Annotated in this window: 13 protein-coding genes; 7 read left to right on the top strand and 6 right to left on the bottom strand. The window is 71.6% G+C overall.

Annotated elements, in window-relative coordinates:
* Positions 1 to 21 precede the first annotated feature (21 nt).
* Positions 22 to 525: a Csu type fimbrial protein gene (locus EV148_RS03360; protein ID WP_131993408.1), complete on the bottom strand. Its 504-nt coding sequence runs from the start codon at positions 523 to 525 to the stop codon at positions 22 to 24.
* A 318-nt stretch (positions 526 to 843) separates the two neighbouring features.
* On the opposite strand from EV148_RS03360, the gene EV148_RS03355 reads away from it, so the two are divergent.
* The 7 genes from EV148_RS03355 (at position 844) to EV148_RS03325 (ending at position 8,511) form a co-directional block, all read left to right on the top strand.
* Positions 844 to 1,242 (top strand): hypothetical protein, encoded by a 399-nt coding sequence (locus EV148_RS03355; protein ID WP_131993405.1) that lies wholly within the window; start codon positions 844 to 846, stop codon positions 1,240 to 1,242.
* Positions 1,239 to 1,433: a helix-turn-helix transcriptional regulator gene (locus EV148_RS03350; RefSeq protein WP_131993402.1), complete on the top strand. Its 195-nt coding sequence runs from the start codon at positions 1,239 to 1,241 to the stop codon at positions 1,431 to 1,433. The genes EV148_RS03355 and EV148_RS03350 overlap by 4 nt, the downstream gene beginning before the upstream one ends.
* A gap of 1 nt (position 1,434) precedes the next feature.
* Positions 1,435 to 2,979 carry an alpha/beta hydrolase gene (locus EV148_RS03345; RefSeq protein WP_131993399.1) on the top strand — a complete coding sequence of 515 codons (1,545 nt, stop codon included), beginning with the start codon at positions 1,435 to 1,437 and terminating at the stop codon, positions 2,977 to 2,979.
* Positions 2,976 to 3,710 (top strand): ABC transporter ATP-binding protein, encoded by a 735-nt coding sequence (locus tag EV148_RS03340; protein ID WP_131993396.1) that lies wholly within the window; start codon positions 2,976 to 2,978, stop codon positions 3,708 to 3,710. Before EV148_RS03345 ends, EV148_RS03340 begins: the two co-directional genes overlap by 4 nt.
* Positions 3,707 to 4,882: an ABC transporter permease gene (locus EV148_RS03335; RefSeq protein WP_131993393.1), complete on the top strand. Its 1,176-nt coding sequence runs from the start codon at positions 3,707 to 3,709 to the stop codon at positions 4,880 to 4,882. Before EV148_RS03340 ends, EV148_RS03335 begins: the two co-directional genes overlap by 4 nt.
* A 160-nt stretch (positions 4,883 to 5,042) precedes the next feature.
* Positions 5,043 to 5,945: a lipid A hydroxylase LpxO gene (lpxO, locus tag EV148_RS03330; RefSeq protein ID WP_199222705.1), complete on the top strand. Its 903-nt coding sequence runs from the start codon at positions 5,043 to 5,045 to the stop codon at positions 5,943 to 5,945.
* Between the two features lie 127 nt (positions 5,946 to 6,072).
* Positions 6,073 to 8,511 carry a right-handed parallel beta-helix repeat-containing protein gene (locus EV148_RS03325; RefSeq protein ID WP_131993390.1) on the top strand — a complete coding sequence of 813 codons (2,439 nt, stop codon included), beginning with the start codon at positions 6,073 to 6,075 and terminating at the stop codon, positions 8,509 to 8,511.
* Between the two features lie 87 nt (positions 8,512 to 8,598).
* Here the strand turns inward: EV148_RS03325 and EV148_RS03320 are convergent, their stop codons facing one another.
* From EV148_RS03320 to EV148_RS03300, 5 genes are read right to left on the bottom strand one after another with little or no spacing between them, the layout of a single operon-like run.
* Positions 8,599 to 9,570: a sulfotransferase domain-containing protein gene (locus EV148_RS03320; RefSeq protein WP_158287298.1), complete on the bottom strand. Its 972-nt coding sequence runs from the start codon at positions 9,568 to 9,570 to the stop codon at positions 8,599 to 8,601.
* Positions 9,563 to 10,051 (bottom strand): adenylyl-sulfate kinase, encoded by a 489-nt coding sequence (locus EV148_RS18365; RefSeq protein WP_158287297.1) that lies wholly within the window; start codon positions 10,049 to 10,051, stop codon positions 9,563 to 9,565. Before EV148_RS18365 ends, EV148_RS03320 begins: the two co-directional genes overlap by 8 nt.
* Positions 10,048 to 10,815 (bottom strand): phosphocholine cytidylyltransferase family protein, encoded by a 768-nt coding sequence (locus tag EV148_RS18360; protein WP_158287296.1) that lies wholly within the window; start codon positions 10,813 to 10,815, stop codon positions 10,048 to 10,050. Before EV148_RS18360 ends, EV148_RS18365 begins: the two co-directional genes overlap by 4 nt.
* Positions 10,812 to 11,564: a class I SAM-dependent methyltransferase gene (locus EV148_RS03305; RefSeq protein WP_158287295.1), complete on the bottom strand. Its 753-nt coding sequence runs from the start codon at positions 11,562 to 11,564 to the stop codon at positions 10,812 to 10,814. The genes EV148_RS18360 and EV148_RS03305 overlap by 4 nt, the downstream gene beginning before the upstream one ends.
* The gene (locus tag EV148_RS03300) at positions 11,561 to 13,696 is read right to left on the bottom strand and encodes a PEP-utilizing enzyme (protein WP_158287294.1); all 2,136 of its coding nucleotides are present in this window, start codon (positions 13,694 to 13,696) and stop codon (positions 11,561 to 11,563) included. Before EV148_RS03300 ends, EV148_RS03305 begins: the two co-directional genes overlap by 4 nt.
* Positions 13,697 to 13,713: the final 17 nt, after the last annotated feature.

The raw sequence follows: 13,713 nt of genomic DNA, 5'->3' as shown, positions 1-13,713 counted from the left end.
CGCCCGCGCATCGGCATCGCCTCAGTACGTGACCGTCGCGGTGACGACGTCGGTATAGCTCAGCGCCGGGAAGTTCGCGCTCGGCACGCGGCCGTAGACCGGCACGTTCTGCGTCGCGCCCGTGCCGCTGCCGGAATAGACGTTGCCGCCGGCACCCGTCGTGCTGCCCCAGACGTCCGCCGCGGTGCGCGTCGTCGCGCGATAGAGCTGGTACGGCACGAGGTTGGAGCCGTTCTTCATCTTGCGCGTGTTGACGTCGGCGCCGTTCTGGCCGTTGTCGAGCGCGATCGTGTAGGCGGTCTGCGGCGTGCAGTTGATGTTGAGCGCGCCGTCGGCGTCGACGTTGACCGCGGTCGAGGAGACGGTGCCGAAATTGACGTCGGTCGCCGCGGTGGTGTGGATGTCGCAGGTGCTGGTGATCGTGAGCTTGACGTTGAACGTGGTGCTGTCGGTCGCGGCGAACGCGGAACCGGCGAAACAGGTCGCGAGCGCGAGCGTGAGGATGCGAACCTTGTTGGAGAGCATGACCGTGTACCCCTTCAGAAAGAATGTCCAGTCGCGGACGGAAAACCCGCATCGAGCGAAATCGACCCGTTCAGGGGTCGTCGACAAGCGCAGGCGCAGGGGTATAAGCAAGGGGTGTGCCAACTGAGAACCACGTCACATTTCGGCAGAGCGTGACAATCCGTGGATCCACGTAGGCGCGAGGCGTCGCATTCGCGCGATCGCGCGCGAAATTTGCGCGAGTGCGGCAACCAGCGCGGCGCCGCGTGTCAAGGACGCTTGACACGACGCGCGGCGAGGGAGCACGCTTGTGTCAAGCGTACTTGACAGGCCCGGCCCATGTTCCGCGACTACTTCTGTGCCGGCACCACGCCGCGCTACTGGCGTCTAACCGCGTTGCTGATGGTGCTGTACCTCGGCGGCATCGCGCTCGCCTTCGTGTTCGGCCCGGACTTCACCACAGCGGGGGCGCGCGCCGCCGCGGCGCTCGCGCCGGTGCCGCCCGTGCTCGGCTTCGTCGCGCTGGAATTCCGCCGCATCCGCGCGACCGACGAGCTGCGCCAGCGCATCGAGCTCGAGGCGGCGACTTCGGCGCTCGCGTTCGGCGTGCCGCTGCTGCTCGCGCTCGGCCTGCTCGACGGCGCCGGCATCGTCCACGTGCGCATGATCTTCGCCGCGCCGGCGCTGATCGGCATTTACCTGGTCGCGCAGCTGTGGGCGCACCGGCGCTACCGATGAACAACGAGGTACGCACGTTGCGCGAGGCGAAAGGCTGGTCGCAGGGCCAGCTGGCGGAGCAGCTCGCCGTGTCGCGCCAGACCGTCAATGCGATCGAGACGGGCAAGTACGACCCGAGCCTGCCACTCGCGTTCCGCATCGCGCGGCTGTTCCGCAAGCCGATCGAAGCGATCTTCGATCCGGAGGACTGAGATGGACAAACGCAACCTGACCCGCATGGCGGTCGTCGCCCTCGGCTTGGCCGCGCTCGCCGGCAAGGCGCTGTGGCAGCGCAGCCACGCACGGCCGGAGGAGCCGGGCGCCGACATCGTGCAGAAGGCCGGTGAACGCGGCTTCATGCTCGGTTCGCTCGCGTTCGAAGCCTGCGAGCTCGGCCAGTCCCACAGCGCCGCGACCACCTCGGCGTTCTGCGCCCCGATGCAGGTGCCGGAAGACCGCGCGCACCCGCAGGGGCGCCGGATCGCGCTGAAGCTCGCGCTGGCGCGATCGACCGCGCCGCTCGCCGCGCGCGACCTCGTCGTGCTGCTCGCCGGGGGGCCAGGCCAGGCGGCGACGTCGGCGTGGCCGGGCGTGCGCGCGAGCTTCGCGCCGCTGCTCGAGCGCCGCAACGTGCTGCTGCTCGACCAGCGCGGTACCGGCGGCTCGAATGCGCTGACCTGCGCGCGCGCCGCCGACGAGGGCAGCGACGAGCTGCCGTTCGACCCCGGGCGCGTGCAGGCGACGACGCGCGCCTGCCTCGCCGGGGTCGCGCAGCACGCCGACCCCCGGTTCTACACCACCACCGACGCGGTCGCCGACCTCGAAGCCGTGCGTGCCGCGCTCGGCTCGCCGCGCTTCGACCTCGTCGGCGTTTCCTACGGCACGCGCGTGGCCCAGCAGTACGCGCTGCACCACCCGGAGGCGATCCGCAGCCTCGTGCTCGACAGCGCCGTGCCTAATGACCAGGCGCTCGGCAGCGAATTCGCGATCAACCTCGATGCCGCGCTGCAGGCGCAGTTCGCCGCCTGCGCCGCGGATGCCGCCTGCGCCAAGGCGGTCGGCGACCCATGGGCGAACCTGCAGCGCCTGCGCGAGCGCCTGCGCGCGCAGCCGGTCGACGTCGCCTTCCGCGATCCGTACTCGAATGCGCCGGGCACGCGGCGCCTCGGCGAGCGGTCGCTGGCCGCGCTCGCGCGCATGTATGCCTACCTCCCGGAAACGAGCGCGCTGCTGCCGCTCGCCATCGCCCGCGCCCTCGATGGCGACTACGCCTCGCTGGCCGCGCAGATGCGCATGCTCGAACGCCAGATGGAGGAGCTGTCCGAAAGCGCGATGCAACTGTCGGTCGTGTGCAGCGAGGACGCCGACCGCGCGGTGCCGAACCCGGCCGATGCAGGCACGCTGCTCGGCAGCGAGTTCGTCGAAACGCTGCGCGCGCAGTGCGCGATCTGGCCGCACGGCAACCGTCCGGCCGACTTCACGCAGCCACTGCGCGGCGACCTGCCGGTGCTCGTCATCGGCGGCGAATTCGACCCGGTCACGCCACCGCGTTACGCCGAACGCATCGCGTCGACGTTGCCGCGATCGCGCGTGCTGGTCGCGAAGGGGCTCGGCCACAGCGTCATGGGGCGCGGCTGCTTCCCGAAGCTCGTCGCGCGCTTCGTCGACACGCTCGACGCGGCCGCGCTCGACGCGGGCTGCATCGCAGACTTCAGCGCGACCCCCGCCTTCATCGACTACAACGGAGCCGCGCCATGATCGAAGTCCGCGACCTCCACAAGGCGTTCGGCGAGGTGCGCGCGGTCGACGGCGTCTCGTTCGTCGCGCGCGACGGCGAGATCACCGGCCTGCTCGGCCCGAACGGCGCCGGCAAGACGACCACGCTGCGCATGCTCTACACGCTGATGCGACCGGACCGGGGCAACGTGCTCGTCGACGGCATCGATGCCGCCGTCGACCCTGCCGGCGTGCGCCGGCGGTTGGGCGTGCTTCCGGATGCGCGCGGGCTGTACAAGCGCATGAGCGCGCGCGAGAACATCGACTACTTCGCGCGCCTGCACGGGCTCGACCCGGCGACGCGCACGAGTTGCATCGACGCGCTGGTCCGCGCGCTCGACATGGCCGACATCATCGACCGGCGTGCCGAGGGCTTCTCGCAGGGCCAGCGCGTCAAGACCGCGATCGCGCGCGCGCTCGTGCATGACCCGCGCAACGTGATCCTCGACGAGCCGACCAACGGCCTCGACGTGATGGCGACGCGCGCGATGCGCGCGTTCATGCTGCGGCTCAAGCAGGAAGGCCGCTGCGTGCTGTTCTCCAGCCACATCATGCAGGAGGTCGGCGCGCTCTGCGACCGCGTCGTCGTCGTCGCGCGCGGCCGCGTCGTCGCCAATGCCGCGCCCGACGCATTGCGCGCGCAGACCGGCGCGGCGACGCTCGAGGACGCGTTCGTGAAGATCATCGGTTCGGAAGAAGGACTCGCCGCATGAAGGCCGCGCTGACCGTGTTCTGGAAGGAGGTGCGCGAGAACCTGCGCGATCGCCGCACCGTCATCAATACGCTGCTGACCGGCCCGCTGATGGCGCCGCTGATGTTCGTGCTGATCATCAATGCGGCGGTCACGCGCGAGTTCGACAAGGCGGACAAGGCGCTGCCGGTGCCGGTCGCGGGCGCCGCGAACGCGCCCAACCTGATCGCCGCGCTGCGGCGCGCGGGCGTCGAGATCAGGGACGCGCCGGCCGATCCCGAGCGTGCCGTGCGCGAGCAGGAAGTCGATCTCGTGTTGCGCATCCCGGCCGGCTACGCCGCCGCCTGGAACGCCGGCGACCCGGCCCAGGTCGAGCTCGTCTATGACCAGTCGCAGCGCGATGCACAGGGCCCGGTCGCGCGCCTGCGCGGCCTGCTCGACGCGTATGCCGCCCAGAACGGCGCGATGCGCCTGGTCGCGCGCGGCATCGCGCCGGCGCTGACGCGCCCGCTCGTCGTCGCCGAGCGCGACCAGTCGACGGCGCAGGCGCGCAGCGGCACGCTGTTCGGCATGCTGCCGTACTTCTTCATCCTCGGCGTGTTCATCGGTGGGATGGCGCTGGCGATCGACACCACCGCGGGCGAGCGCGAACGGCAATCGCTCGAACCCTTGCTGGCGAACCCGGTGTCGCGCGGCGGCCTGCTCGCCGGCAAGCTCGGCGCGACGAGCGCGTTCGCACTGACGACGCTGCTGCTCGGCATCACCGCGTTCTCGATCGCCGGACGCTTCCTGCCGACGCACAAGCTCGGCATGAGCCTCGAGCTCGGCCTGCACTTCGCCGCGCTCACCCTGCTCGTGATGCTGCCGCTGGTGGTCCTGCTGGCGAGCCTGCAGACGCTCGCGGCCGCGTTCGCGAAGAGTTTCCGCGAGGCGCAGACCTACCTGTCGCTGCTCATGTTCGTGCCGGCGATCCCGACCCTGCTGCTGTCGCTGTACCCGCTCAAGACGCAGGACTGGATGTATGCGGTGCCGTTGATGGGCCAGCAGGTCACGATCATGCGCCTGCTGCGCGGCGATCCGATCGCGCCGTACCAGTTCGGCCTCTGCTTCGCCGCGACCGCGCTCGCGGCGCTGCTCGCCTGCCTGGTCACGGCGTGGGTGTACCGGAGTGAGCGGTTGGCGATTTCCGCCTGACCTGCGGCGCGATGCGACGGCCCGGTCAGCTTGCCGCAATCCGTGAGCGCCGAGCGCAGCCAATCCCGAATCCCGAATCCCCGCCCCTGCTGCACCGCAGCGCCCCCAACGCTATCCTACGAAGTTGCGGGCGCCGTTCGCCCGCGGGAGAGCGGCAAGCGTGATCAAGTGGATCGTCCTCGTGGTGTTCCTCGCGTGCGCGGCGTACGTGCATTTCCGCGGCCGCGTGCGCCTGCGCCTGACGCGCCAGATCACCGACCACTCGACCTTCATGGCGCCGCTCAACGTGCTGCTGTACGCGTGCTCGGGCGTGCCGAACGGGCGCTACGTCGGCGTCGAGCGTTTCCCCGAACTCGCGCCGCTGCGCGAGCGCTGGCAGGAAATCCGCGCCGAAGCGCTCGCGTTGCGCGAGGCGCAGCAGATCAAGGCGTCCGACCGGCACAACGACGTCGGCTTCAATTCGTTCTTCCGCCGCGGCTGGAAGCGCTTCTACCTCAAGTGGTACGACGACGCGCACCCGTCCGCGCGCGAACTGTGCCCGCGCACGACCGAACTGCTGCGCTCGATTCCGAGCGTGAAGGCGGCGATGTTCGCCGAGCTGCCACCCGGCGGCGAACTGCGCAAGCACCGTGATCCCTATGCCGGCTCGCTGCGCTACCACCTCGGTCTCGTCACGCCGGGCGACGACCGCTGCTACATCGAAGTCGACGGTGAACGCTACAGCTGGCGCGACGGCGAAGCGGTGATGTTCGACGAGACCTACATCCATCGCGCCGAGAACGGCACCGGGGCCAACCGCATCATCCTGTTCTGCGATGTCGAACGGCCGATGCGCTGGCGCTGGGCGGCCGCGCTCAACCGCTTCGTCGCGCGCCATTTCGTCGCCGCGGCGAGTTCGCCGAACACCGACGCCGACCGCACCGGCGGCCTCAACCGCGCGTTCGGCTGGTTCTACAAGCTGCGCCAGCCGGCCAAGCGCCTGCGCGAGTGGAACAAGCACGTCTACTACGTCGTCAAGTTCGGCGTGCTCGGGGCGTTGCTGTACCTGATCTTCCTGCGCTGAACCTGCAGCGCGCCGGGCCGCGTGCCGCGGCGCCATCGGCGAGCGCGGTGGCGTGCCGGCGACGGTGGTTGTCAGCCGGGCGATCCCGTTTGCGTAAGGACCGGGAACGGACCCCCGGAGACTTCGCATGTCGCGTCATCCCATCTGGTCACTGCTGCTGGCCGGCATCGCCGTCGCTGCGCCCGCCGCGGCCGACACCTACTGCGTCGGCTCGACGGCCGAACTGGCTGCCGCACTGCAGCAGGCAAAGGGCAATGGCGCCGACGACGCCATCCATCTGCTCACCGGCACCTATGCCATCACCGCGCTCGACGTCGACGTCACCGACGCGCATGCGTTGCAGCTCGAAGGCGGCTATGCCTCGTGCGCGGCAAACCCGGTGCCGCGCCCCGCGGACACGGTCCTCGACGGCCAGGCCGCGGCCGGAAGCTTCGTGCGCATCCGCAACTACGGCGGCGCGCTCGGCGTGCGCGGCCTGTCGTTCACGCGCCTCAAGCCACCGGCCGGCACGCATGCGATCACCCTGGGGGTGAACGCCTATGACGACCTCCTGACCGCGTCGAACCTCGACGTCGGCGCCAACGCGGTCGCAGGCATCAACGACAGCATCCTGCAGCTCAACGCGACCGGCGGCCTGGTCCTGCGCGACAGCATCGTGCACGACAATGCGAACGCCGCGGCGGCGGTGAAGATCGGCGCCCTGTACCCGGAAAATCCGGTCATGGTCGTGAACAACACGATCACCGCGAATGCGGGACCCGGGCTCGTGTTCTCCGCCTATGCGCTGACGCCCGCCGCGCTCTACAACAACATCCTCTGGAACAACGGCACCCTCGACCTCGTCCTCGCCAACGTCCCGTCGTCGCCCCCGCCACTGGCGATGAACAACACCTGGCTCAACTGCAGTGGTTGCGACTGGTTGTCGGCCGCCTCCGCCAACAACCTCACCAGCAACCCGAACCTGACCACGAGCGAGCCGAAATACCGCCTCGGCACGCCGTCGCCGGCGATCAACTCCGGCATGCCGGTGCCTTTGGTCATCGGCGACGTCGACGCGGCCGGCGCGCAGCGCGTACAGGGGAGCGCGCCCGACCGCGGCGCTTACGAAACGTCGAACGACGACCTCGGCGCGAGCACCTGGCTCGTGACCTCGATCAGCGACGATCCGGGCAACCTGTTCGGCCTGCGCCACGCGATTCTCGCGGCGAACGCCTCCGGCAAGCCGTCGCGCATCCGCTTCCATTTTTCCAGCTGCCCGCAACTGCTGCCGATTGCCTCGCCGCTGCCGCCGATCCAGGTGCCGCTGCTCGTCGACGGCTACTGGGACCCCGCTTCACACCCGAACACGCAAGCGCCGCTCGCCGACGGCGCGATTCCCTTCGACGCGGAACTCTGTGCGATCCTGGTCGGCAGCGGCTCGCCGCTGCCGGAGACGGCGTTTTCGATCGCCCCTGGCGCCGGCCCGGGCGTGCACGTGGAGGTGCGCGGACTGCGGATCATGAACTTCCGTACCGCGATCGCGTTGAACGCGGGCAACGGCCATTGGATCCACGGCAATGCGTTCGTCGGCGGCCTGCTCGGCACGGTCGGCAACGGCGTCGCGCTGGACATGACCGCAGGTGTCGGCAACGTCATCGGCGGACCGGCCGCAGCCGACGTCAACCTCGTCGGCGGCAGCTCGACGGGGCCGGCGATACGCATATCCGGCGTCGCCGCCATCCCGACCGCGAGCAGCCAGGTGACGGTGATGAACAACAACATCGGTGCCGATCCGAGCGGCGTCGGCAGTACCGTGTTCGCGAACGCCTTCGGCGGCATCCAGCTGCTCGACACGCTGCAGGCGACCGTGGCCCGCAACTGGATCGTCGCCAACGGCGGCGACGGCGTCACCATCGACCGCAGCGACTACGCGCGCGTGCAGTCGAATGCGATCGGCTCCGCGGTCGTGGCCGGCTTCGGCAACGCGGGCGCGGGCGTGCGCGTGACCCACGGCGCGCGTGGCGCCTGGATCGGCGCGATCTCGCCCGGCGGCGAGGTCGGCGGGAACACAATCACCGCGAACGCGGGCGCCGGCGTCTGGATCGACCCGGACGCGGGCACCTACGACCAGGTCGCCGGCAATGCGATCTGGGACAACGGCGGCCTTGCGATCGACCTGGGCGCACCCGGGCCGACGCCGAACGCGGGTGACGAGAACAGCGGCCCGAACGGCCTCCTGCACAAGCCGGAACTGTCGGGCGCGGTGGCTTCGGGTGCATCGATGCGGCTCAGTGGGCACATCTCCACCGCGCCCGACACCTATCGCTACATCTCGATCTACGCGAGCACGCGCTGTGGCGGCGACGCCCGCCTGCCGCTGGGGTTGTGGGTCGCCCAGGCCGACGCGAACGGCTCGATCGACTTCGCGGCGGACGTGCCGCCGCCACCGTTCGGCAATGCGTGGATCACCGCGACGGCCCATGGCTACACCGCGGGAGGCACGGCCACGTCCGAGATCAGCAACAGCGTCTTCTACCGCGGCGCGGACGGGGTGTTCGCGAACGGGTTCGATGGCGGGTGTGGGTAGTCCGCGAGTTCAGGGCTGGGGGCGGAGGGCCGGGGGTGAGCAGGCCGGAGTCGAAGGACGCATTCGTGCAGGCGCGAACGGCTTCCTTCACGCCGCGCGGGCGACGCCCGCGAGTGCGTCGCGCAGAGCGAGCGCGAGCCAGCTCGAACGCGCGAGCGGAATTCCGGCCGCGTGCAGCGCGGCGATGACGTCGTCGTGCAGGGCGTCGTCGCACGCGGCCTCCGCGTGCGGTCGGGGCGTCGCGTCCGCGTAGCCGAGCCAGGCGCGCACGTCGGCGAATTCGTCACGCAACCAGGCGAGCGTCGCCGCATCGAGCGCGCGCGCGGACTCGCCAGGCGGTTCGCCGCGCACCAGCGTGGAGTCGACGACGCCGAGGCGGTGCAGGCGTTCGTCCTCCGCCTTGACGCGTTCCACCGACGACTCCTCGACCGCGTGGGCGAGCTGCGCCGGCGTCGCGTCGATGCCAAGCCGGACCAGGATGGCGCCGAGGGTCGCGCGCGCATCGGCGCGGTAGTCCTCGAAACGCACGACGTGCACCTCGGCGCGCTCCGCTTCGCGCCGCCACGTGCGCAGGAAAAGCCGCAGGTAGTCGAGCCGCGATACCGGATAGTGGTAGTAGCGGGATCGACAATAGGCGGGGAACGCCCCGGGCTGCTCGCCCAGTGCGAGGCGTCGCCGCCAATCCGAGTAGAGCGCATCGCATGGGTCGCGCACGAACAGCGCGCGGCGCGCCGCCGGCAGATAGACGTCGGGCCAGACGTGGTGCACGCGCGCGCAGGCGTCGGCGCGGAAGCGGAACGTGCGGCCATCGCGCAGCGCGGGCAGCACGCGGCTCCAGCCGTTGTCGCCGCCGACGTAGCGATGCGCTCCGTCGGCGCACGCCGCCCAGTGCGCGCCGTCGTCGCAGCCCCAATGCTTCCATGCCGGCACGCCGAGTTCGAGCAGGCAGTTCGCCAGCCACGCGGCACCGCAAGGAAGTTCCGGCGACGCCACTTCGATCGTGTAGCGATCGTAGCCGGGCCGGTCAGGTACCGCGTGGAAACCGGTCAGGTCACGCATCGCGGCCGGCCCGCCACTGCGCGACGATACGCGTGGCGATCTGCGCCGCCGGCACGGCGCCGCTGTCCAAACGCAGGTCTGCCGCGAGCGGCCAGTCGAACGCGAGCTCATGGCCGACTTCGGGCCCGGCCGAGGCGCGCGGTCGCCGGCGCGCGCGTTCGGCTTCGTCGCAGACGAGCAGCACCTCGAGGTACCGAGCGAACCGTTGGCGGTTGTTCGCGTGCACGTCGGCGAACAGCGATACCGTCGCGACCACCGCGGTGAGGCCTTGCACGCACGCCTCCCCGGCGAGGTTGGCGTACACCGAGGCGAGACGGCGCCGTGAGGCTTCGTCGTAACCGCCGCCGAGCGGCGCGAGTGCGGCGCGCAGGCGGTCGCCGTCGAGCAGCAGCGCGGCCTCGCCCGCGTGCCGCAGCAGCGCGACGGTCGCCGCCGCCGCACTGCTCTTGCCGGCTCCGGGCAGGCCGGTGATCCAGATCACGCCCACGACGCGCCCATGCCCTGCGCTACGGGCTCGCGCCAGTCGTGGCTCCACGCATCGTTCGCGTGAAGGTGGCGGCGGCACAGGCGCAGGTCCTGCGCGCCGTCGATTTCGCACCAGCGTCCCGCGAGTGGCACGTCGGCGACCGCGATGCCTTCGCGCAGCATCGCCGCGAGCAACGCCGTCGCATCGTGGGCCGCGTGCGCGAGCGGCTCCGCGCGGGCCCAGCCCGCGGCGCTGAAACGGACGAGTCCGGCGAACTGCGCCTGCACCTCGTCGAGCGAATGCGGAGTTGCACCGATCGCGCGCAACCGGCCGCCATCGGCGACGTAGCTCTCCGCATCGACGAGCGGATCGCCATGGCGTGCGCGCCACAAGGCCTGCCACGCGCGATCGCCCGCGACGGCGACCTCCGCATGCGCGGCGAGCAGGGCGGCGATGTTCGCCGGATGATGCGGGCAGTCCGCATAGGCGAGCACGAAGCCCTCGTCGAAGCGTGCAGGTCGTGCGGCGAGGAGCGACGCGATCGGCCCCGTCTCGTTCCAGCGCGCGGCCAGCACGAGTTCCACGCCGGTGCGGGCGAGCTGCTCGCCGCGATAGCCACCGACGACCACGATCCGCTCGATCCCGCACGCGCGCAGCGCCTGCAATTGCCAGTCGAGCAAGGTGCGGCCGCCGGCGCGCACGAGCGCCTTCGGCAGGTGGCGCGCGTGTCGGCCGAGGCGCGAGCCGCGGCCCGCGGCGAGCACGATCGCGGAGGTCACGGGCCGGCACGCCGCCGCGCGAACCAGATGCGCGTCGTGAACGGCACATCGACGACCTCGTGCCCGGCCAGCGCGCGGTGCATCGCGTCGAGCACGCGCGGCATCGCTTCGCCGGCCTGGCGCACGAGCGTCGCGTGCGCACGGAAGCCTTCGACGAAATCGACGGCGCGGACGCGGTGCGAGAAGCGGCCGCGGATGTGCGCGGCCGCCTCGAAGCGTCCATCGGCACCGATCGTCGCGGTCGGATCGTCGCGGCGGCTGCCATGCGCGTAGCCCGGGACGTGTTCCTCGATCGCCTCCTGCAGCCGCTGCTGCAGCGGATCGTCGAGGTCGCGGTGGTTCCACAGCACGACGAGCGCGCCGCGCGGGCGCAGCAGGCGCGCGGCGAGGTCGAGCGCGACCTGCGCCGGCATCACGTTGAACGACGAACCGAACGTGAGCACGGAACAGCAGGCGTCTTCCAGCGCGCAGTGCTGCGCGTCCGCTTCGATCCATCGTGCGCCCGGCACGTCGCGTGCGCCGATCGCGCGCATCGACGCGCTCGGTTCGATCGCGGTCACGCGCAGCCCGCGTGCGACGAGTTCGGCGGTGAGGCGGCCGCTGCCGGCGCCGACGTCGACGCAGTCGGCGCGTGCGTCCGGCGCGAGGCGCGCGAACAACGCGTCGAGCGCGGCCGCGTCGTACGGTGCGCGCAGCCGATAGTGCGCCGCGAGCGCGTCGTAATCCCATTCCCTCGTGTCCGCGTTCACGCCTTCGTCCATGTGCGCGCCTCGAAATCGATCGCGAGTGTGGCAGCGTCGGCCATGCGGCGGAATGCCTCCGGCCCGACGCCGAGCAGGGCCGGCACGCCGGCGGCGGCGCAACGGATCGCCATGTGCGAGTTGGGTCCGCCGAACGCGGTGAGCAGCGCGGCCGGCTCGCGCATGAAGATCCAGTCGTAGCCCGGATCGGCACTCGCGATCGCGATGATCGAGCCCGGCGGCACGTGCTGAGGCAGCGTCGTCGCATCGACGCGCGCGATGTGCCCGTGGACGCGGCCATGGCCGACGTAGTTGGGCTGGCCGGCCGCATGGTGCACGACGCCGAGGCAATGGCCGTCGATGAGCAGGGGCATCGCCACGGCCGCCTCCACGGCGTGCCGCCGCCGCGCGGCCTCGATAGCGCCGTGCAGCACGCGCGGCTCGGCCGAAGGGTCGAGCAGTGCGTCGAGCTCGAGCCAGCCGGCGTCGTCGCGCGCGACGCCGCAGGCGTGCGCGCGTGCGCCGAGTGCGTCGAGGCCGAGCGACACCGCGCGCGCGAGCGCGAACTTGCCGAGCTCGCGCGTGCGCAGCACCGCGGCGTAGTGCGCGAACAGCGCCGCAGGCGCAATCGTGATGCCGAGTCCCGCCAATGCGGCGTCGAGGCGGGGTGCGTCGCGCGCCGTCGGCATCGGCGCCGGCATCGCACGCGCGGGCCGTCGCGGGCCACCCGTCCACTCGCGCCGTGCGGGCGCGGAAATTTCGAAGGTGCCGGCGCGCACGTGGTCGTCGTCGCCGTCACCGACCCGGTCCGCGGTCGCCGCGGCGCGCAGGCGTTGCAGGATTCCGCCATCGAGCAGCTGCTGTTCGACCGCCGAGCGCATGAGCGCCTCGAGCACGAACGCCTGCCGCGCGGCCTCGGCGAAGCGCGCCGCCGTGCGCAGCTCCACCCGCGCCAACCAGTGCGCGAGCAGCGCCGGTTCGTGCGCCGGCTCGCGCAGCCCGAGGTCGCGTTCGAAACCGCTACGCAACCGCATCGTCCGCGCGTGGTCGAGCGCACGGCGCAAGGGCTCGCGCAGCGCGGCCGCGACCGCCGCGACGTCGGCCGCGTCGAAGCCGGCATGGCGTGTAGCGAACCATGCCTCGAAGCCGAAGCGCAGCGCGGCAGGCACCACGTCGAACTCGACCTTGTCGTGCAGGTGCGGGTGCGCGCGCAGTCGCGCGCACGCCGACTCGACCAGGCGTGCGCCGAGATCGGCATCGAGCGCCACGGGCAGCAGCGAACGGAAGCTCGTGCGCACGTCGACGTAAGGCCGACCCGCATGGAAGCGCAACAGCGGCCGGGCGCCGGCGGCGTGGCCGAGCGCGGCGCGGCCGATCGCCCACGCGCGGCGGGTGACGAGGCGATCGAACAGCGTGCGCGCGAGCGGCCGCGGGTGTTCGCCGAGCAATTCGGCAGGGTTCCAGTCCGGCATCATGCCGAGCAGCGGTGGCACCGCTTCGCGCGCCAGCGCGGCCTCGACGGTGCGGCGCGCGGCGATGGCCGCATGGCCGGCGTGCTGCGCGCAGGGCAGCGCACGCGCCTGCAGCAGCCACGCGACGCCCCATGCATCGATGACGAGCTCGATTTCGCACGCCTGCAGCGCAGCGATGCGCTCGACCTCGCAGACCGCGTCGAGGCAGGTGCGTACCGCATCAGGCAGCTCGACGGTCGCGGCGCGATCGCGTGCGACGTACCAGGTGTCGACGTCGGCGTCGCCGCGGGTGACCGCGTCGGTGCGCCGGCCGCCGGCCAGACTCACGACGTAGTACGGCGCCGCGTCCGGCAACGCGTGCGTGAACGCGACGCAGGCGTGCTGCAGCGCCGTCACCTGCCGTTGCACGAAGGCCTCGTCGTGCCGGCCCGCCTCCGCGTAGCTCGCGAATACGGCATCGATGGCGCGCGCGACAGCGTCGGCGTCGTCGGCCACGACGCCGAGGACGCTGCGGTAACGTCCCGCATCGGCGCCGGCCGTCGCGTCCTCGCCGGCGGCATCGCTGCGCACCGCGAGGAGTGCGTTGCCGAACCGCTGCGCGATCGCTCGCAGGCTTTCGCCACGCGCGGCACGCCACGCCATGTGTGCGACGCCGATCCCCTCGGGCACGCGGCTGCTGCGGAGCC

Source organism: Dokdonella fugitiva (assembly GCF_004342425.1).
Classification (GTDB): domain Bacteria; phylum Pseudomonadota; class Gammaproteobacteria; order Xanthomonadales; family Rhodanobacteraceae; genus Dokdonella_A; species Dokdonella_A fugitiva.
The sequence above is the reverse complement of the archived record's forward strand: the minus strand, read 5'-3'. Positions and strand labels throughout refer to the sequence as shown.

Bases quoted from the DNA above. Each gene is read 5' to 3' on its own strand.
- EV148_RS03360 (WP_131993408.1), bottom strand. From the start codon at position 525: ATGCTCTCCAACAAGGTTCGCATCCTCACGCTCGCGCTCGCGACCTGT.
- EV148_RS03355 (WP_131993405.1), top strand. From the start codon at position 844: ATGTTCCGCGACTACTTCTGTGCCGGCACCACGCCGCGCTACTGGCGT.
- EV148_RS03350 (WP_131993402.1), top strand. From the start codon at position 1,239: ATGAACAACGAGGTACGCACGTTGCGCGAGGCGAAAGGCTGGTCGCAG.
- EV148_RS03345 (WP_131993399.1), top strand. From the start codon at position 1,435: ATGGACAAACGCAACCTGACCCGCATGGCGGTCGTCGCCCTCGGCTTG.
- EV148_RS03340 (WP_131993396.1), top strand. From the start codon at position 2,976: ATGATCGAAGTCCGCGACCTCCACAAGGCGTTCGGCGAGGTGCGCGCG.
- EV148_RS03335 (WP_131993393.1), top strand. From the start codon at position 3,707: ATGAAGGCCGCGCTGACCGTGTTCTGGAAGGAGGTGCGCGAGAACCTG.
- EV148_RS03325 (WP_131993390.1), top strand. From the start codon at position 6,073: ATGTCGCGTCATCCCATCTGGTCACTGCTGCTGGCCGGCATCGCCGTC.
- EV148_RS03320 (WP_158287298.1), bottom strand. From the start codon at position 9,570: ATGCGTGACCTGACCGGTTTCCACGCGGTACCTGACCGGCCCGGCTAC.